The sequence below is a fragment of the Azotobacter chroococcum genome, assembly GCF_002220155.1.
In the GTDB taxonomy this organism is placed as follows: Bacteria; Pseudomonadota; Gammaproteobacteria; order Pseudomonadales; family Pseudomonadaceae; genus Azotobacter; species Azotobacter chroococcum.
This window is the reverse complement of sequence record NZ_CP011835.1, coordinates 2,812,212-2,830,599: the sequence shown is the minus strand read 5'-3', so window position 1 is coordinate 2,830,599 and position 18,388 is coordinate 2,812,212. Positions and strand designations below refer to the sequence as shown.

Below are 18,388 nucleotides of genomic sequence, written 5' to 3'. Positions count from 1 at the left end.
GTGGCGCGGCGGAGAACGACCTTGATTCGCAAGCCCTGTTTCGGGCCGGCGGCGTCCGCGCTGCTGGGCCTCTTTTGCCTTTCTCCGGCCCAGGCGGCCGACGACCCCTTGAGCCTCGACGCCACCGTAGTGACCGCCGCACGCAGCGCCCAGACCCTGCGCGACAGCCTCGCCGCGGTGAGCCTGATCGAGCGCGACGACATCGAGCGCAGCCAGGCGCAGTCGGTGCCGGAGCTGCTCAAGCGGGTGCCGGGAGTATCCATCGCCAACAACGGCGGCCACGGCAAGTCCACCTCCGTCTACCTGCGCGGCACCGAGTCCGACCATGTGCTGGTGCTGATCGACGGCGTGCGCGTCGGCTCGGTGACCACCGGCACCGCCGCCTGGCAGGATCTGCCGGTGGAGATGATCGAGCGCATCGAGGTGGTCCGCGGGCCGCGCTCCAGCCTGTACGGCTCGGAAGCCATCGGCGGGGTGATCCAGATCTTCACCCGCAAGGGCGGTGACGGTGCGCCCAAGCCGTTCTTCTCCGCCGGCTACGGCACCCACGACGCCTACACCGGCAGCGCCGGGGTTTCCGGCGGCAACGCCCACGGCTGGTACAGCCTGGCCCTGAGCAGCGAGGACACCGACGGCATCAACGTGAAGAGCCCCGGGACCAGCGGCTACGAGAACGACGCCGACGGCTACCGCAACCACTCGGCCGCGCTGCGCGCCGGCTGGCGCTTCGACAACGGCCTGGAACTGGAGGGCACCTTCCTGCGCGCCAAGTCGCACAACGACTACGACCAGGTGAACCGCCGCGGCACCGCCGGCTTTTCCGCCAACGCCGACGGCGAGCAGAACGTGGTCAGCGGCCGCGCGCGCTTCAGCCCGCTGGCGTTCTGGCAGGTCACCCTGCAGGCCGGGCGCAACGAGGACAAGTCCGACACCTACCAGGACGGCAGCTTCTACTCGCGCTTCGACAGCCGCCGCGACAGCGCCAGCTGGCAGAACGACCTGACCCTGGCCGAAGGCCACGTCCTCACCCTGGGCGTCGACTACCAGCGCGAGGAGGTCAACGGCACCACTGACTACGACGAGGACTCCCGCGAGAACAACGGCGCCTTCGTCCAGTACCTCGGCGAATACGGCCGCCACGACTGGCAGGTCTCCCTGCGCCGCGACAACAACGAGCAGTTCGGCCAGCACGAGACCGGCAACGTCGCCTACGGCTACGCCCTGACCGACGCCCTGCGCGCCACCGTCAGCTACGGCAGCGCCTTCAAGGCGCCGACCTTCAACGAGCTGTACTATCCCTTCTACGGCATCGCCGACCTCGACGAGGAAACCTCGCACAGCCTGGAGGTCGGCCTGTCCGGGGTGCACGACTGGGGGCACTGGTCGCTGAACGCCTATCGCACCAAGGTGAAGGACCTGATCGTCTACGATTCCTCCATCCAGGGGCCGGCGAACATCGACGAGGCACGCATCCGCGGCCTGGAGCTGGAGGTCGGCAGCCGCTCGTTCGGCTGGGACTGGAGCGCCAACTACAGTCTATTGGAGCCGGAGAACAGCGGCTCGGGCGACAACGAGGGCAACGAGCTGCCGCGCCGCGCCTCGCAGATGTTCAACCTGGAGCTGGACCGGCGCTTCGGCGACTTCGCCGTCGGCGCCACGCTGCACGCCGAGGGCCGGCGCTACGACGACGTGGCCAACGACAACGAATTGTCCGGCTACGCCGACGTGGATCTGCGCGGCGAATACCGCATCACCCCCGAATGGCGTCTGCAGGCGCGCGTCGCCAACCTGCTGAACGCCGATTACGAAACCGCCCTGGGCTACAACCAGCCGGGGCAGGCGGTGTACTTCACCGTCCGTTACCAGGCGCTGTGAGGCGCCGCCGGCCGGCGGGCCGGAACCATCCACAAGGAGAACGCAGCATGCTCAACCTGTCCCCCCGCAGCCAGCTGGTCGTCGGTGTGGCGCTGGCCCTGCTGATGGCCATGACCCGTGGTCAGCACTTCGCCACCCTCAACCTGCCGAGCGCCTCCTGGGCGGTGTTCTTCCTCGCCGGTGCCCTGCTGAGCCCGCGCTGGGTGTTCCCGGCGCTGTTCCTCGAAGCCACGCTGCTCGATTTCGTCGCCACCGGCTGGATGGGCGTGAGCGACTGGTGCCTGTCGCCGGCCTACTGGCTGCTGGTTCCGGCCTATGGCTCGCTGTGGCTGGGCGGGCGGATCTTCGCCGTTCTGCAGCGCGACAGTCTGGACCGGCTGGACAGCCTGGCCGTGCTCGGCCTGGCGGTGATCTTCAGCGCTTTCGTCTGCTATCTGTTCTCCGGCGGCGGCTTCTACTTCTTCTCCGGCCGCTATCCGGAGCCGGCGTTCGCCGAGTTCGTGCAGCGCGTGCTGAGCCACTACCCGCGCAGCCTGGCCAACCTGGCGCTCTACGTGGGCCTCGCCACTGCGCTTTACGCCGGCTTCGCCGCCCGCCTGAAGTCGCAGCGGGCGCAGGAAGCCCGCGGATGAGCGAGTCGCCGGAACGGGACGCGCGCCACAAGGCGCGCATGCAGCGCAAGAAGGCGGTGGTCGACGGGAAGATCGCCCAGGCCACCGACGAGCACGGCCTCTTGCTGGTGCACACCGGAAACGGCAAGGGCAAGAGCAGCGCAGCCTTCGGCATGGTCGCCCGCGCGCTCGGCCACGGCCTGCGGGTCGGTGTGGTGCAGTTCATCAAGGGCGCCGCCAGCACCGGCGAGGAGGCCTTCTTCCGGCGCTTTCCCGAGCAGGTGCGTTACCACGTGATGGGCGAGGGCTTCACCTGGGAAACCCAGGACCGCCAGCGCGACATCGACAAGGCCTGCGAGGCCTGGGTGGTGGCCCGCGAGCTGCTCGACGATCCGTCGATCGACCTGGTGCTGCTCGACGAGCTGAACATCGCCCTGAAGTACGGCTACCTGGAGCTGGAGCCGCTGCTCGCCGACATCCAGGCGCGGCCGCTGCACCAGCATGTGGTGGTGACCGGCCGTGGCGCGCCGCCCGGACTGATCGAGGCGGCCGACACCGTGACCGAGATGACCCTGGTCAAGCACGCCTTCCAGGCCGGGGTGAAGGCGCAGAAGGGGATCGAGTTCTGATGCGGCGAGTGGATGTATACGGCTCGTGCAGGGCGGGTGAAACCCGCCAGACATGGCGAAGACCCCACCGAACCCGGCGGGTTTCACCCGCCCTAGGCCATGCAGGGGCGGATTCGTTCGCGATCCCGAACGTCGGGAGGCTCCGATGAACGAGCGCCACTGCCCGGCCCTGCTGATCGCCGCCCCGGCTTCCGGCCAGGGCAAGACCACCGTCACCGCCGCCCTGGCCCGCCATCACGTCAACCGGGGCCGGCGCGTGCGGGTGTTCAAGTGCGGCCCCGATTTTCTCGACCCGATGATCCTCGCCTGCGCCTGCGGCGCGCCGGTCCACCAGCTCGACCTGTGGATGGTCGGCGAGGCCGAGTCGCGGCGCCTGCTCTGGGAGGCGGCCGGGGAGGCCGACCTGATCCTCATCGAGGGGGTGATGGGCCTGTTCGACGGCGCGCCGTCCGCCGCCGACCTGGCGCGGCGCTTCGGCGTGCCGGTGCTGGCGGTGATCGACGCCGCGGCCATGGCGCAGACCTTCGCCGCCGTCGCCCACGGCCTGGCCACTTTCCAGACCGACCTGCCGTTCGCCGGGGTGCTGGCCAACCGGGTCGGCAGCGCCCGTCACGGCGAGATCCTCCGTGACAGCCTGCCGGCGCACCTGAGCTGGTACGGCGCGCTGCCGCGCAGCGCCGACATCGAGCTGCCGAGCCGCCACCTGGGGCTGGTCCAGGCCGCGGAGCTGGCCGATCTCGACGCCCGCCTGGACGCCGCCGCCGCGGCCCTGGCCGCCAGCGCCGGCACCGACCTGCCGCCGCCGGTGGCCTTCGCCGCGCCCGCACAGGCGGCGCCCGAGCCGCTGCTGGCCGGGGTGCGCATCGGCGTGGCGCGCGACGCCGCCTTCGCCTTCCTCTACCAGGCCAACCTGGAACTGCTCGAGCGGCTCGGCGCCGAGCTGGCGTTCTTCTCGCCGCTGGACGACGCCGCGCTGCCGGCGGTCGACAGCCTCTACCTGCCGGGCGGCTATCCCGAGCTGCACCTGGACCGGCTGGCCGGCAACGCGCCGATGCGCGCGGCGATCCGCGCCCACCATGAGGCCGGCAGGCCGATCCTCGCCGAGTGCGGCGGCATGCTCTACCTGCTCGACGCCCTGACCGATCTGGACGGCCGCCGCGAAGCCATGCTCGGTCTGCTGCCCGGCGAGGCCTGGATGCAGCCGAAGCTGGCCGCCTTGGCGATGCAGGAGGTCGAGCTGGACGGCATGCGCCTGCGCGGGCACAGCTACCACCATTCCACCATGGCCTGCGCGCTGACGCCTGTCGCCCACGGCGAATGCCCCAACTACCGGCGTACCGCCGAGGCGGTCTACCGCCGCGGCCGGCTGACCGCCAGCTACATCCATTTCTACCTGCCCTCGGCGCCGCAGGCGGCGGCCGCGCTGCTGCGCCCCTGAGGCGCGGGTGAACCCACAGGAATTGCGATGAACCCCCACGCCTTCAGCGACGCCGAGCGCGCCGCGGTCTACCGCGCCATCGCCGAACGCCGCGACATGCGCCATTTCAGTGGCGGCAGCGTGGCGCCGGAGCTGCTGGCGCGTCTGCTCAACGCCGCGCACCAGGCGCCCAGCGTCGGCCTGATGCAGCCCTGGCGCTTTATCCGCATCAGCGACGCCGATTTGCGCCAGCGCATCAAGGAGCTGGTGGAAGCCGAGCGGGTGCGCACCGCCGAGGCCCTCGGCGAGCGCGCCGACGAGTTCATGCGCCTGAAGGTCGAGGGCATCGGCGACTGCGCCGAGCTGCTGGTCGGCGCCTTGATGGACGGCCGCGAGGCGCACGTCTTCGGCCGCCGCACCCTGCCGCAGATGGACCTGGCCTCGCTGTCCTGCGCCATCCAGAATCTCTGGCTGGCGGCCCGCGCCGAAGGCCTGGGCATGGGCTGGGTGTCGCTGTTCGAGCCGCGGGCGCTCGGCGAACTGCTCGGCCTGCCGCCTGGCGCCGAGCCGGTGGCGCTGCTCTGCCTCGGCCCGGTGGAGGGCTTCTACCCGCGGCCGATGCTGGTGGAGCAGGGCTGGGCCGAGGAGAGGTCGCTGGCCGAGATGCTCTTCGAGAACCGCTGGGGCGTGCGTCCATGAGCCTGGGATTGAGCCTGCTCGCCGGCGTGGCGCTGGATGCGGTCTTTGGCGAGCCGCGGCGTTTCCATCCGCTGGTCGGCTTCGGCCGACTGGCCGACTGGCTGGAGAGTCGCTTCAACGCGGCGGAGCGCGGCCGCCGCCTCGACGGCCTGCTCGCCTGGGCCCTGGCGGTGCTGCCGCTGACCTTCCTCGCCGGCCTGCTGGCGCAACTGCCACTCGTTGGCGAGCTGCTGGCGGTGCTCGCCCTGTATGCTGCGCTCGGTCTGCGCAGCCTGGGCGAACACGCCCGGCCGGTGCTGGAGGCGCTGCAGCGCGGTGATCTGGAGGCGGCGCGCCGGGGCGTGGGCCGGGTGGTCAGTCGCGACACCTCGGCGCTGGATGCCGGCGGCGTGGCCCGCGCCGCCAGCGAGTCGCTGCTGGAGAACGGCAGCGATGCGGTGTTCGCCGCGCTGTTCTGGTTCGCCGTGGCCGGCGCGCCGGGGGTGGTGCTGCACCGGCTGGCCAATACCCTGGACGCCATGTGGGGCTACCGCACGCCGCGCTTCGAGCGCTTCGGCTGGGCCGCGGCGCGGATCGACGATGCCCTCAACTATGTCCCGGCGCGCCTCGCCGCGCTGACCTACGCGCTGCTCGGCCACACGCGGCTCGCCCTGGCCTGCTGGCGCCATCAGGCGCCGCTATGGGACAGCCCCAACGCCGGCCCGGTGATGGCCGCCGGCGCCGGCGCCTTGGGCGTCGAGCTGGGCGGCGCGGCGGTCTACCACGGTGCGCGGCACGAGCGCCCGACCCTCGGCGCCGGCGGCCCGGCCGATGCCGGGACCATCGCCGCGGCCTGGAGCCTGCTGCAGCGCGGCGTGCTGCTCTGGCTGGCGCTGGTTCTGCTCGGAGACTGGCTGCATGCTTGAGCACGGCGGTCGCCTGCGCGCCGCGGCGCAGCGCTACGGGATTCCTCTGAGCGACTGGCTCGACCTGTCCACCGGCATCGCCCCCGAGCCCTGGCCCATGCCGTCCATCCCGCTCGATGCCTGGGCGCGTCTGCCGGAGGACGATGACGGTCTGGCCGAGGCCGCCTGCGCCTGCTACGGCGCCGCCCAGGCGTTGCCGGTGGCCGGTAGCCAGGCGGCGATCCAGGCGCTGCCGGCACTGTTCGCGGCAGGAAGGGTCGGTGTGCTGGCGCCGAGCTACGCCGAGCACGCCCAGGCCTGGCAACGGGCCGGCCATCGGCTGATCCGTCTGGTTCCCGAGGACATCGAGGCGCGTCTCGACGAGCTCGATGTGCTGGTGCTGGCCAATCCCAACAACCCCACCGGCGAGCGGTTCGAGCCGTCCCGTCTGCTCGACTGGCAGGCCCGGCTGGCCCGACGCGGCGGCTGCCTGCTGGTCGACGAGGCCTTCATGGACTGCACGCCCGAATACAGCCTGGCGGTCCACAGCCAGCGGCCGGGGCTGATCGTGCTGCGCTCGTTCGGCAAGTTCTTCGGCCTGGCCGGCGTCCGCCTGGGCTTCGTGCTGGCCGAGGCGGCGCTGCTGGCGCGGCTGCACGGGCGCCTCGGCCCCTGGACGGTCAGCGGCCCGGCGCGGGCGCTGGGCCTGCAGGCGCTGGGGCCGGCCAGTGGCGCGGCGCGTGAACGACGCGCCGGCCAGCTGCAGACGGCAGGGCAGCGGCTGGCCGGGCTGCTGGACGCGCAGGGGCTGACGCCGGCCGGCGGCACCGCGCTGTTCCAGTGGGTCTGCACGCCCGCCGCGGTGCAGTGGCACGACTTTCTCGCCCGCCGCGGCATTCTGGTGCGGCGCTTCGATGAGCCCGCCAGCCTGCGCTTCGGCCTGCCGGCAGACGAGGCCGGCTGGCTGCGGCTGGCCCGGGCGCTGGCCGATCCGGCGCGGCCCGGTAAGAGCGAATTCATTCGCGACCGGGTGAAGATGATCGCAGATGAATCTGCTCCTACATGCAAGGAGTCTTCATGACCACCCTGATGGTGCAGGGCACCACCTCCGACGCCGGCAAGAGCACCCTGGTGACCGCGCTGTGCCGCTGGCTGGCCCGCCAGGGCGTGGCGGTGGCGCCGTTCAAGCCGCAGAACATGGCGCTGAACAGCGCCGTCACCTCTGACGGCGGCGAGATCGGCCGCGCCCAGGCGGTGCAGGCGCAGGCGGCAGGGCTCGCGCCGCACACCGACATGAACCCGGTGCTGCTCAAGCCGAGCAGCGACACCGGCGCCCAGGTGATCATCCACGGCCGCGCCGTCACCAGCATGGACGCCGCCGCCTACCACGACTACAAGCGCGTGGCCCGCCAGGCGGTGCTGGTCTCGCACCGGCGTCTGAGCGAGCAGTACCGGGTGGTGATGGTCGAGGGCGCCGGTTCGCCGGCGGAGATCAACCTGCGCGCCAACGACATCGCCAACATGGGCTTCGCCGAGGCGGTCGACTGCCCGGTGATCCTCATCGCCGACATCGATAGGGGCGGGGTGTTCGCCCATCTGGTCGGCACCCTGGAACTGCTCTCCGCGAGCGAGCAGGCACGGGTGCAGGGCTTCGTGATCAACCGCTTCCGCGGCGATCTGGCCCTGCTCGAGCCGGGTCTCGACTGGCTGGAGGCGCACACCGGCAAGCCGGTGCTGGGCGTCTTGCCCTACCTGCACGACCTGCATCTGGAGGCCGAGGACGCCATCGACAATCGTCAGGTGGCCAAGACCGGCGAGCGCCTGAAGGTGGCGGTGCCGGTGCTGCCGCGGATCAGCAACCACACCGACTTCGACCCGCTGCGCCTGCATCCGCAGGTGGAACTGAGCTTCGTCGGCCCCGGCCAGCGCATCCCGCCGGCCGACCTGATCGTGCTGCCCGGCTCGAAGAGCGTGTGTGCCGATCTGGCCTTCCTGCGCGCGCAGGGCTGGGAAGAGTCGATCCGCCGCCATCTGCGCTACGGCGGCAAGCTCCTCGGCATCTGCGGCGGGTTGCAGATGCTCGGCAACACCATCGCCGATCCGTTGGGGCTGGAGGGTGCGCCGGGCAGCGCTCGGGGCCTCGGCCTGCTGGCGCTGGACACCGTGCTGGAAGCCGAGAAGCAGCTGCGCAACGTGCGCGGGCGGCTGGCGCTGGAGGAGGCGGAAATCACCGGCTACGAGATCCATGCCGGGGTCAGCCGCGGCGCGGGGCTCGAGCGGCCGGCGGTGCGGCTGGACGACGGGCGCAGCGACGGCGCCTGCAGCGAGGACGGCCAGGTGCTCGGCACCTATCTGCACGGCCTGTTCGAGTCGCCCGCCGCCTGCAGCGCACTGCTGCGCTGGGCCGGCCTGGGCGAGGTCGTCACCCACGACTACCACGCCCTGCGCGAGCGCGACATCGAACGCCTGGCCGATCTGGTCGAGGCGCATCTGGACACGGCGCGGCTGCGCGCGCTGTGCGGGTTGCCCGGATGACGCCTGCAGCCTCCGTAGGGTGGGTTAGGCCGGAGGCCGTAACCCACCGACCGGCCTGCCGGGCCGGCCATGGGGATGCCTGTCGGCATCCTTGGTGGGTTACGCCGCGATGCGGCTAACCCACCCTACGCAAGCCTGGTAGGGCGGGTGCAACCCGCCAGACATGGCGAAGGTCCCACCGAACCCGGCGGGTTGCACCCGCCCTACAACGAATCGAGAGGCATCACGATGCATGAACTCATCCTCGGCGGCGCCCGCTCCGGCAAGAGCCGCCTGGCCGAGCGCCTGGCCGCGGAGTCCGGACTGGCGGTGACCTACGTCGCCACCGCCCAAGCGCTGGACGGCGAGATGGCCGCGCGCATCGTCCATCACCGCCAGCGGCGGCCGGCCGGCTGGGCGCTGGTCGAGGAGCCCATGGCGCTGGCCCGGGTGCTGCGCGAGCAGGCCGGGGCGGAGCGCTGCCTGCTGGTCGACTGCCTGACCCTGTGGCTGACCAACCTGCTGCTGGCCGACGATCCGGCGCGCCTGGCGCAGGAGCGCGACGCGCTGCTGGAATGCCTGCCGCAATTGCCCGGGCGGATCATCCTGGTCGGCAACGAGACCGGCCTCGGCGTGGTGCCGCTGGGCGAGCTGAGCCGGCGCTACGTGGACGAGGCCGGCTGGCTGCACCAGGCGCTGGCCGAGCGCTGCGCCCGGGTGCTGTTCTGTGTCGCCGGCCTGCCCATGACCCTCAAGGGAGATCCTGTATGAACCACGACTGGTGGCAGGCCGCCGCCCGACCGCTGGACGAGGCCGCCCGCACCCTGGCCGCCATCCGTCAGCAGCAACTGACCAAGCCGCGCGGCTCGCTGGGCCGTCTGGAACAGCTGGCGATCCACCTGGCCGCCCTGCAGGGCCGCGAGCGGCCGGTCGTCGAGCGCCTGTGGATCGCCATCTTCGCCGGCGACCACGGCGTGGCGGAGGAGGGCGTGTCGCCCTATCCGCAGGCGGTGACCGGGCAGATGCTGCGCAACTTCGCCGCCGGCGGCGCGGCGATCAGCGTGCTGGCCCGCCAGCTGGGCGCCGAACTGGAGCTGCTCGACCTCGGCACGGCCGAGCCGCTGGGGCCGCCGCCGGCCGGCGTGCGCCGCCTGCAACTGGGGCGCGGTACGGCGAATTTCCTCCGCGGGCCGGCGATGAGCGCGCAGCAGGGCCGTGACGCCCTCGAAGCCGGGCGCGATAGCGTGCGGCGTGCCCGGGCGGCCGGCGCGCAGCTGTACATCGGCGGCGAGATGGGCATCGCCAACACCAGCTCCGCCAGCGCCCTGGCCTGCGCCCTGCTGGAGCGTCCGGCGACGGCGCTGGTCGGGCCGGGCACCGGGCTGGACGCCGTCGGGGTGGCGCGCAAGGTCGCGGTCGTCGAGCGCGCCCTAGTGCTGCACGGCGCGCATGCCGGCGAGCCGCTGGAGATCCTCCTGCGCCTCGGTGGTTTCGAGATCGCCGCGCTGACCGGCGCCTACCTGGCCTGCGCCCAGGAGGGCCTGCCGGCGCTGGTGGACGGCTTCATCTGCAGCGTGGCGGCGCTGCTCGCCGTGCGCCTGAATCCGGCCTGCCGCGACTGGCTGCTGTTCGCCCACTGCGGCGCCGAGCCGGGCCACCGGCGGGTGCTCGAGGCGCTGGCCGCCGAGCCGCTGCTGGAGCTCGGCCTGCGCCTGGGCGAGGGCAGCGGCGCGGCGCTGGCGGTGCCGCTGCTGCAGCTGGCCTGCCGGCTGCACGGCGAGATGGCCACCTTCGCCGAGGCGGCGGTGGCGGACGCCGGCCGATGACCCTGCATCTCGATCTGCTGCGCCACGGCGAAACCGAATGCGGCGGTGGCTTTCGCGGTAGCCTGGACGATGCGCTGACCGCCGCGGGCCGGGCGCAGATGGAGGCGGCGACGACCGCGGCCGGGCCCTGGGATCTCGTGGTCAGCTCGCCGCTGCGCCGCTGTGCCGACTTCGCCGCCGAGCTGGCCGCCGCGCACGACCTGCCGCTGCAGCTGGAGGCGGACCTGCGCGAGCTGCACTTCGGCGCCTGGGAAGGGCGCAGCGCCGCCGCGCTGATGCAGACCGACGCCGAGGCGCTGGGCCGCTTCTGGAACGATCCCTACGCCTTCACTCCGCCGGACGGCGAGCCGCTGGCGGCCTTCGAGACGCGGGTGCTGCAGGCCGTCGAGCAGCTGCGCCGCGACTGCGCCGGCCGCCGCCTGCTGCTGGTCAGCCACGGCGGGGTGATGCGCCTGCTGCTGGCGCGTGCCCGCGGCCTGCCGCGCGGCGCGCTGCTGCAGGTGACGGTGGCCCACGGCGCGCTGCACCGCCTGCGCCTGGACGGTTCGAATTGGCAGGAGCTTTGAAGATGCCGCTGCCCCTGCTGATCGCCCTGCAGTTCCTCACCCGTCTGCCGATCCGCCTGCCCGGCATGCCGGAGCCGGCGCAACTGGGCCGCTCGCTGCTCTGGTATCCGCTGGTCGGGCTGCTGCTCGGGATATTGCTGGTCGCCCTGCACGGCCTGCTCGGCGATGCGTCGGGGCCGCTGCACGCGGCGCTGCTGCTCGCCGCCTGGGTCGGCCTGAGCGGGGCGCTGCACCTGGACGGCCTGGCCGACAGCGCCGATGCCTGGGTCGGCGGCTTCGGCGACCGCGAGCGCACCCTGGCGATCATGAAGGACCCGCGCAGCGGGCCGATCGCCGTGGTGGTGCTGGTCGTCGTGCTGCTGCTGAAGTTCGCCGCGCTGCTGGCGCTGCTCGGGCAGGGCGCGGTCGCGGCGCTGCTGCTGGCGCCGCTGATCGGGCGTGGTGCGCTGCTGGCGCTGTTTCTCTCCACCCCCTACGTGCGTCCCGGCGGCCTTGGCCAGGCTCTCGCCGAACACCTGCCGCGAAAAGCAGGACGGGCGGTGCTGCTGGGCGTGGCGGCGGCCTGTCCGCTGCTGTTCGGTGGCGCCGGCGTGCTGGCGCTGCTGCTGGCGGCGGCGCTGTTTCTCTGGCTGCGCCACTGCCTGCTGGCGCGCCTCGGCGGCACCACCGGCGACACCGCGGGGGCGCTGCTGGAGCTGGTGGAGTGTGCGGTAGTGGTGGGGCTGGCGCTCTGAGGGGCGAACAGCCTACGCCGCCTCGCCCAGCGCTTCGCATTCGTCGGCGCAGTGCTGGCAGGTCTGGGCGCATTCCTGGCACTGGGGCAGGGGATGCCGGGCGCACTCCTCGGCGCAGGCGAGACAGAGGCGGGCGCAGAGGCCGCACAGGGCGGTTGCCCACTCGCTTTCCCGCGCCATCAGCAGGGCGGTCAGGCGGCAGACATCGGCACAGTCGTGGCAGAGCTCGATGCACTGGCGCAAGGGCTGCGGGTCGGCGGCCTGCCGGCAGGCTTCGGCGCAGGCGTCGCAGGCTACCGCGCAGGCGCTGCAGGCGCGGATGCCGGTCGCGTAATCCACGATGGTCATGATGCTTCTCCCAGGGCGATGGCCGTACTCGGCATCATCGATTCAAGCACAGTGGGCCGGTGCCTGTCGGGAGCCGGGCTGCTTCAGGCGGCCTGGATGGCACTGCCGATGCAGCGCTGCCAGGCGTCGAGGAATTCCTCGGGCCGGCCGCCGGGCTGGAACACCTGACACCAGATCTGTGCCTGGCCCGGCAGGTCGTCGGCGCCGGGCAGCGGCAGCTGCTGCGCCTCCACCAGCAGCCAGGCGATGGCGGTGGCGTAGCGCAGGTTGACCGTCAGCTCCAGGTGCGGCGCGGTCAGGAAGGCGTGCTGGCTGGCCAGACCGCGGACATGGCTGGCCAGGTCCGGGTTCAGCGCCAGGTAGTGGTCCCAGACCTGCAGGTGGCTGGCCTCGCGGATGCCATAGAGGCCGTGGCCGTGATGCTGGTGCAGGGCCGCGCCGAGCGCCGACTGGCTGGCCGCGATGCCCAGCAGCAGGGCTTCGGCAGCGCTGGAGGAGCGTCCCAGGTAGAGCAGGGTCGGCCGGATCACATGCTTGCTCAGTTCACTGGCTGCAATGCCCATGGTGCGTCTCGCAAGGAAAAGGTGTCCGGCAAGGCTCTGGAGGAATCGTCGGCCCGGGTGAGGCGCCTCGCCGGAAGCGGGAGTGCGGAGTCTCGTGGCGCTCCGCTGGCCGCTCAACTTGAAGTCTAGTGCGACCTTTAGCCTGTAAACTGCTGTTTTTAAAATATTTCCATCGGCGCTTTCGCAACCATATAGCGGCCGGTGCTTAGACCGGCCGCCGAAAGATGCTCGGCGAAGCGGCTCAATCCCCCGTGGCGACCGGCCTGGAGCGGTCGGTCAGCCACTCGCTCCAGGAGCCGGCGTAGAGCGGTGCCAGCGGATAGCCGGCAAGGCTCAGGGCGAACAGGTTGTGGCAGGCGGTGACGCCCGAGCCGCAATAGGCCACCAGCTGCTGGGGGGGGCGTTCGCCGAGGAGGTTGGTGAAGCGCTCGCGCAGCTGTCCGGCCGGCAGGAAGCGGCCGTCGGCGCCGAGGTTTTCGGTGAAGGGCACGCAGCGGGCGCCGGGAATGTGTCCGGCGACCGGGTCGAGGGGTTCCACCTCGCCGCGGAAACGGGGCAGAGCACGGGCGTCGAGCAGGGTCAGCCGCACATCGCCGAGACGCGCCAGCAGGTGCTGCGCCTCCACCAGCAGGTCGGGGTCGGGCTGGCCCTGGAAGGTGCCGGCGGCCGGGGCGGGCTGCTCGGCGCTCAGCGGCAGGCCGGCGGCACGCCAGGCGTTCAGGCCGCCGTCGAGGAGGTACACGCCGTCGCGCTTGCCGAGCCAGGCGAGCAGCCACCAGGCACGGGCGGCGAAGGCGCCGGGGCCGTCGTCGTAGAGCACCACCGGGCTGGCGTTGTCGATGCCCCAGGCGCGCAGGCGCTCGACCAGCAGGGCCGGGTCGGGCAGCGGATGGCGGCCGGTCACGCCTTTCTGCACCGGGCCGGAGAGGTCGCGTTCGAGGTCGGCGAAGCGGGCGCCGGGGATGTGCTCCTGGGCGTAGCTGCGTGCGCCGTAGGCCGGGTCCTCAAGGGCGAAGCGGCAGTCGAGGATGCGCAGCTCCGGCTGGTCGAGACGTTCCGCCAGCTGGGCAGGGCTGAGCAATTGCGCGTGGGACATGGGGGCTCCTTGTCGTTCGGTGAAGGAATTTCCAGAGGCTGCGAGTCTGCGGCCCGCCGCGGCAAACGCCAAGCCGTTTGGCCGGGGCCGGGGACTGTGAGGATGCCGCTGCCTTTGCTGATCGCCCTGCAGTTCCTCACCCGTCTGCCTATCCACTTTCCGTGGGGCGGTCTTCTTGCGTGCACTTTCCAGCAGGGGACGAACCTGCTCGAACTGGTCACGGCTGATGTCACCGAGATGGCAATGTCGCATCCCGGTAGTAGCGGGTATCCCGCTGAGGGCTTTGAACTGTCAATCGTTTAACGTTAACAATCAGTGTTTAACGTTAACAACGCTTGTATGAAATGTTAGCATCGCGCCCGCTTTCAAACCGAAGGAAATATCATGTTACTCATCGACCAACGTATTCGGCGCTCTCTCGTCAGCGGGATCGCTGCGGCGACCCTGTTCAGCAGCGCCACGGCAGCCGTTGCGGCTTCCCTGGAGCCCGGCCCCGAGCCCACCGTGCACACGCAGGAGGCATTCGCGCCCGAGGGCAACTTCACAGCGAAGTGGACTCGTGCCGACGCGCGTCAGATCAAGCGGATGTCGGACCCGAGGGCCGTCTCGCGTCAGAGCTCGATGCCTGCGGAATACACCATGCCCAGCGTCCCGCAGGACTTCCCCGACATGTCGAACGAGCAGGTCTGGGTGTGGGACTCCTGGCCCCTGACCGACGCCAACGCGAACCAGTACAGCGTCAACGGGCAGGAGATCATCTTCTCCCTCGTCGCCGACCGGAACCTCGGCTTCGACGATCGCCACGTGTTCGCGAAGATCGGCTACTTCTACCGCCCGGCCGGCATCCCCGCCAACCTGCGGCCGGCGAACGGCGGCTGGACCTACGGCGGTCTCGTCTTCGACGAGGGCGTCACCGGCCAGATCTTCGAGGACCAGTCGTTCAGCCACCAGACGCAGTGGTCGGGCTCGGCGCGCATCTTCCCGGGCGGCGAGATCAAGCTGTTCTTCACGGATGTCGCGTTCTATCGTGACGCTGCGGGCAAAGACATCAAACCGTACGACCCGAAGATCGCGCTTAGCGTCGGCAAGGTGCACGCCAACAAGAACGGCGTGAAGTTCACCGGCTTCGACAAGGTCATTCCGCTCCTGTCGGCCGACGGTACCTACTACCAGACCGGTGAGCAGAACCCGTACTTCAACTTCCGCGACCCGTTCACCTTCGAGGACCCGGCCCACCCGGGCGAGACCTTCATGGTCTTCGAGGGCAACTCGGCCATGCCGCGAGAGTCCGCCGCGTGCACCGCTGAGGATCTCGGCTACCGGGAGGGCGACCCCTACGCCGAGACCGTCGAGCAGGTGAACGCGTCGGGTGCGACCTACCAGATCGGCAACATCGGTTTGGCGAAGGCGAAGAACGCCGACCTCACCGAGTGGGAGTTCCTGCCGCCGATCCTCTCGGCGAACTGCGTGACCGACCAGACCGAACGGCCGCAGATCTACATGAAGGACGGCAAGTACTACCTCTTCACCATCAGCCACCGTGGCACCTACGCGGCCGGCCTTGATGGCCCCGAGGGCGTGTACGGCTTCGTGGGCAACGGGATCCGCAGCGATTACCAGCCGATGAACCAGGGATCCGGGCTGGTGCTCGGCAACCCGACGAACCTCAACTTCAACGGCGGGTTCCCGTTCGCTCCCGACTACAACCAGCCCTTCGGCCACTTCCAGTCGTACTCGCACTACGTAATGCCGGGCGGCCTGGTGCAGTCGTTCATCGACACGATCGGCACCGAGGGCAACTTCCGGCGCGGCGGCACCCTCGCACCGACCGTGAAGATCGACATCGAAGGGGCATCGTCGGCGGTCGACTACTCCTACGGTGCCTACGGCGGCGGGCTGGGTGGCTGGGCCGACATCCCGGCGAACCTCAATGTGAATCCGGGCGGCCAAAGCCAGCCGCTGAAGAAGTAACGGACTTCACGAAGAAGCGCCCGGCTGGATTTCCAGCCGGGCGCTTCGCTGTGTGTGCCTGGCCTTTCGCTTCGATCCACGCTCAGGTCGCCAACCTGTTCATCCTCGCGCTACGTTCCCGGTCGGCCACCCATCAACAACGTGACAGTGCCGCTTGAACAGCGCCACTCACTGCCTCGTCTTCGGACCACGCCAGCACCTGCGCCAGCGCCATCGTCCGGGCTTCGGCCTCCAGCAGGAAATGGAGCGACGTGGTACCGGCCCATGAGGATTCGTCATGCGCTCAGTCTGCGGGCTTACCAGCTGAGCCACCGTTGCCTTGGGGTGCCTGCTCCATATGCCGCTCAATCGGTGCGATCGCGAGCGGCGTGAGCCGGAAGGAGCGCAGTTCGGTGTCGCCGCCGAGCGACTCGACCGAGAGCCCGTTCGCGCCGGGAGCCCCGAACGCAAGATTCGAGAGCACGGCCTCGCCGTCGTTCACGAAGACCTCGACCGAGGCCGCATCGACGATGACGTCAAGGGTGACGGTGCCGTCGCGCGCCGGCGCCGGGGCCGTACGAACCTCGCGGTAGACCGCGGGCATCCGCTCGGCCGCAGCATCCGCGGCGCGCGCGACAAAGGCGACGCCGTGCACGAAGTCGTACCCGACAGTCGTGAAGTGCCCGCCGCCTTCCTTGACGCGGAAGCGCACCTCGTTGGCGCCCGAGGCCGCGTCGAGCTCGACCCGGAGTCGGTAGGCATCGGATTTCGGCTGGGGGAGCGTCGTCCCCGAGGCTTTCGTCACCCGTACCCTGGAGCGCACCTCAGCATTACCCGCGAGCTCGTCGAGCGCGTCGATGGGCTGCGAGACGAGCAGCGGCTCGCCGTCGACCGAGCGCAGCTCGATGCGGCGCACGATCGAGTCGGCGCCGCCGTGCCAGTCGTCGGTCGGCAGCTTGGTGGCGTAGGCCCAGTTGTTGAGCCAGCCGATGGCGTAGCGGGAGGCGAGGCGTTCGGCGTCGTCCTGTCGCGGGTCGTCCCACGTCACGGTGGCGTAGAAGTCGGCGCCCGAGTCGAGCCATCGCGGTTCGTCGCGATCCGCGGTGAAGCGCTCGCCGTCCCAGTCGCCGGTCCAGTACACGGTTCCCGTGGTCATGCCCTTGCTGGCACCATTCCCGCCTGCCGCGAGCACCCATCGCGTGTTCGCCGGGTCTCCGTCGACCGACATGCGGAACAGGTCGGGGCACTCGAGGATGCCGAGGTCGTCGCGCTCGAAGCCCGATCGGTACGTCCAGCGCTTCAGGTCGGGCGAAGTGTAGAAGCCGATCTTGTCGCCCTCGGCGAGCGCCATCAGCCACTCGTCGCGGGCATCGTCCCAGATGATCTTCGGGTCACGCCAGTGCTCGGCGCCCGGGTTGTCCATGACGGGGTTGCCGTCGTACGCCTTGAAGCGGTAGCCGCCGTCGGTCGAGACGAAGAGCGACTGCCGTTGCACGCCCTCGTGCTGCTGGGTCATGACGGCGATCACCGCGCCGGCGCCGAAGCCCGCGGTGTTCTCGGTGTCGATCACGGCGCTGCCGGTCTCGATGTCGCCGAGGCCGTTCTTGTACTTGTCGATCGCGACGCCGTGATCCTGCCAGTGCACGAGGTCGGTCGAGGTCGCGTGGTACCACTCGGTGCCGTTCCCCTTGGGGTAGTCGGCGTTGTAGAGGTAGTAGTAGTGCCAGACGCCGTCGATCAGGATCGGGCGCTGGGGATCGTTCATCCAGTGCTTGGCGGGGGTGAGGTGCACCGCTGGCCGGTGGGGCGACCAGTCGGCCGGCCGCGAGAATTCGGAGGACTTGGCCGGCGGCGGGCTCGACGGCTCGGGGCCTGACAGGGTCGCCGGAGCGGGCGCGAACACGAACACCGCCACGGTCGCGGCGGCGAGCAGCGCAGCGAGCGCGCAGACCGATGCGCGCCGAGTTGCGCGCATCGAGGTGGGATTGCGGTTCATGATTCTCCTTGTTGGGTGTCGAGCACCGAGCGGGGGGGGCTTGTCGCCGAGGCGTTCATCGAAACCCTCGATGCGTTTTCGCGGCAGGACCTGGGGAGCGGATGCGTCACTCGAGGAGTCCCCGGCCACGCTGGCCAGGTCCAAATCGATCTGCCAAATGAGAGGCTCCGCTCTCGGTGGATCGGATTCCGCTGAGCGCGCGACCACCTGCGCGCTGATGCGGATCCTCGGAATTCCGCGGATTCTCGCGGGGGTTCGAGCGCTTCGAGACACCCGTCGCCTGAAATTGAATCCGTGCGCCGCCGTGGAAACAGCGGAGTGTCTTCGCACCCCCATGCATATGAAAGGAGCACTTTATTCACATGAAGAGGCCACTTTCCGACACGTTCGATGGATGGCCTGGAACGGGTTCGGAGAGAGAAACCGTTGCTTGAGTTAACGTTAACAACAGTATGGGCCCACCCTGAACGTGGGTCAAGTCGGTCATCGGAAGGAGGTACTGTCACGTTGTTGGGGTGTGGCCGACCGAGCACAACGTGACAGTACCAAGCCGTTTGGCCGGGGCAGGGGGCGCTGGATATACTGCATGCCCTCCGGCGGCCCTGTGCCGCATTTCGCAGTACGGATGCTGCCGTGCCAGCCGTGTCCGGCGTCGGGACCGCCCCGGCGCGGCGTTGCTG

17 protein-coding genes and 1 pseudogene are annotated in these 18,388 nt (G+C 70.5%); 13 read left to right on the top strand and 5 right to left on the bottom strand.

Annotated features, from left to right (window positions below; translation table 11 throughout):
• Nucleotides 1-21: 21 nt before the first annotated feature.
• The 12 genes from btuB (at nucleotide 22) to ACG10_RS12920 (ending at nucleotide 11,755) form a co-directional block, all read left to right on the top strand.
• The gene (gene btuB, locus ACG10_RS12975; RefSeq protein WP_089168540.1) at nucleotides 22-1,875 is read left to right on the top strand and encodes a TonB-dependent vitamin B12 receptor; all 1,854 of its coding nucleotides are present in this window, start codon (nucleotides 22-24) and stop codon (nucleotides 1,873-1,875) included.
• 47 nt (nucleotides 1,876-1,922) lie between these two features.
• Nucleotides 1,923-2,507 (top strand): hypothetical protein, encoded by a 585-nt coding sequence (locus tag ACG10_RS12970; protein WP_089168539.1) that lies wholly within the window; start codon nucleotides 1,923-1,925, stop codon nucleotides 2,505-2,507.
• Nucleotides 2,504-3,115: a cob(I)yrinic acid a,c-diamide adenosyltransferase gene (gene cobO / locus ACG10_RS12965; RefSeq protein ID WP_039803421.1), complete on the top strand. Its 612-nt coding sequence runs from the start codon at nucleotides 2,504-2,506 to the stop codon at nucleotides 3,113-3,115. The genes ACG10_RS12970 and cobO overlap by 4 nt, the downstream gene beginning before the upstream one ends.
• Nucleotides 3,116-3,260: 145 nt before the next feature.
• Nucleotides 3,261-4,553 (top strand): cobyrinate a,c-diamide synthase, encoded by a 1,293-nt coding sequence (locus ACG10_RS12960; RefSeq protein ID WP_089168538.1) that lies wholly within the window; start codon nucleotides 3,261-3,263, stop codon nucleotides 4,551-4,553.
• 27 nt (nucleotides 4,554-4,580) lie between these two features.
• On the top strand, nucleotides 4,581-5,231 hold the full coding sequence (bluB, locus tag ACG10_RS12955; RefSeq protein WP_089168537.1) for a 5,6-dimethylbenzimidazole synthase: 651 nt from the start codon (nucleotides 4,581-4,583) through the stop codon (nucleotides 5,229-5,231).
• Nucleotides 5,228-6,136, top strand: coding sequence for an adenosylcobinamide-phosphate synthase CbiB (gene cbiB, locus ACG10_RS12950; RefSeq protein ID WP_089168536.1), 909 nt, complete (start codon nucleotides 5,228-5,230; stop codon nucleotides 6,134-6,136). Before bluB ends, cbiB begins: the two co-directional genes overlap by 4 nt.
• On the top strand, nucleotides 6,129-7,196 hold the full coding sequence (gene cobD / locus ACG10_RS12945; RefSeq protein WP_089168535.1) for a threonine-phosphate decarboxylase CobD: 1,068 nt from the start codon (nucleotides 6,129-6,131) through the stop codon (nucleotides 7,194-7,196). Before cbiB ends, cobD begins: the two co-directional genes overlap by 8 nt.
• Nucleotides 7,193-8,650 carry a cobyric acid synthase gene (locus tag ACG10_RS12940; protein WP_089168534.1) on the top strand — a complete coding sequence of 486 codons (1,458 nt, stop codon included), beginning with the start codon at nucleotides 7,193-7,195 and terminating at the stop codon, nucleotides 8,648-8,650. Before cobD ends, ACG10_RS12940 begins: the two co-directional genes overlap by 4 nt.
• Nucleotides 8,651-8,878: 228 nt before the next feature.
• The gene (gene cobU / locus ACG10_RS12935; RefSeq protein WP_089168533.1) at nucleotides 8,879-9,400 is read left to right on the top strand and encodes a bifunctional adenosylcobinamide kinase/adenosylcobinamide-phosphate guanylyltransferase; all 522 of its coding nucleotides are present in this window, start codon (nucleotides 8,879-8,881) and stop codon (nucleotides 9,398-9,400) included.
• Nucleotides 9,397-10,455 carry a nicotinate-nucleotide--dimethylbenzimidazole phosphoribosyltransferase gene (gene cobT, locus ACG10_RS12930; protein ID WP_089168532.1) on the top strand — a complete coding sequence of 353 codons (1,059 nt, stop codon included), beginning with the start codon at nucleotides 9,397-9,399 and terminating at the stop codon, nucleotides 10,453-10,455. The genes cobU and cobT overlap by 4 nt, the downstream gene beginning before the upstream one ends.
• The gene (gene cobC, locus ACG10_RS12925; protein WP_089168531.1) at nucleotides 10,452-11,021 is read left to right on the top strand and encodes an alpha-ribazole phosphatase family protein; all 570 of its coding nucleotides are present in this window, start codon (nucleotides 10,452-10,454) and stop codon (nucleotides 11,019-11,021) included. The genes cobT and cobC overlap by 4 nt, the downstream gene beginning before the upstream one ends.
• Nucleotides 11,022-11,023: 2 nt before the next feature.
• A complete protein-coding gene (locus ACG10_RS12920) occupies nucleotides 11,024-11,755 on the top strand; it encodes an adenosylcobinamide-GDP ribazoletransferase (RefSeq protein ID WP_089168530.1) in 732 nt (243 codons plus the stop codon).
• Between the two features lie 12 nt (nucleotides 11,756-11,767).
• On the opposite strand, the gene ACG10_RS12915 is transcribed toward ACG10_RS12920, so the two are convergent.
• The 4 genes and pseudogenes from ACG10_RS12915 to ACG10_RS23755 form a co-directional block, all read right to left on the bottom strand.
• Entirely contained in the window at nucleotides 11,768-12,103 is a 336-nt protein-coding gene (locus ACG10_RS12915) for a four-helix bundle copper-binding protein (protein ID WP_089168529.1), read from the bottom strand.
• An 83-nt stretch (nucleotides 12,104-12,186) separates the two neighbouring features.
• Nucleotides 12,187-12,666, bottom strand: a complete 480-nt coding sequence (locus ACG10_RS12910) for a hypothetical protein (protein WP_039803444.1) — start codon at nucleotides 12,664-12,666, stop codon at nucleotides 12,187-12,189.
• A gap of 241 nt (nucleotides 12,667-12,907) precedes the next feature.
• On the bottom strand, nucleotides 12,908-13,762 hold the full coding sequence (locus ACG10_RS12905; protein ID WP_089168528.1) for a sulfurtransferase: 855 nt from the start codon (nucleotides 13,760-13,762) through the stop codon (nucleotides 12,908-12,910).
• A 150-nt stretch (nucleotides 13,763-13,912) separates the two neighbouring features.
• Nucleotides 13,913-14,014 (bottom strand): annotated as a pseudogene (locus ACG10_RS23755) (IS5/IS1182 family transposase); the annotation flags it as partial.
• 132 nt (nucleotides 14,015-14,146) lie between these two features.
• Between ACG10_RS23755 and ACG10_RS12895 the strand changes: the two are divergent.
• A complete protein-coding gene (locus ACG10_RS12895; RefSeq protein WP_198318942.1) occupies nucleotides 14,147-15,733 on the top strand; it encodes a glycoside hydrolase family 68 protein in 1,587 nt (528 codons plus the stop codon).
• 283 nt (nucleotides 15,734-16,016) lie between these two features.
• Here the strand turns inward: ACG10_RS12895 and ACG10_RS12890 are convergent, their stop codons facing one another.
• On the bottom strand, nucleotides 16,017-17,708 hold the full coding sequence (locus ACG10_RS12890) for a glycoside hydrolase family 32 protein (protein ID WP_198318941.1): 1,692 nt from the start codon (nucleotides 17,706-17,708) through the stop codon (nucleotides 16,017-16,019).
• Between the last annotated feature and the right edge of the window lie 680 nt (nucleotides 17,709-18,388).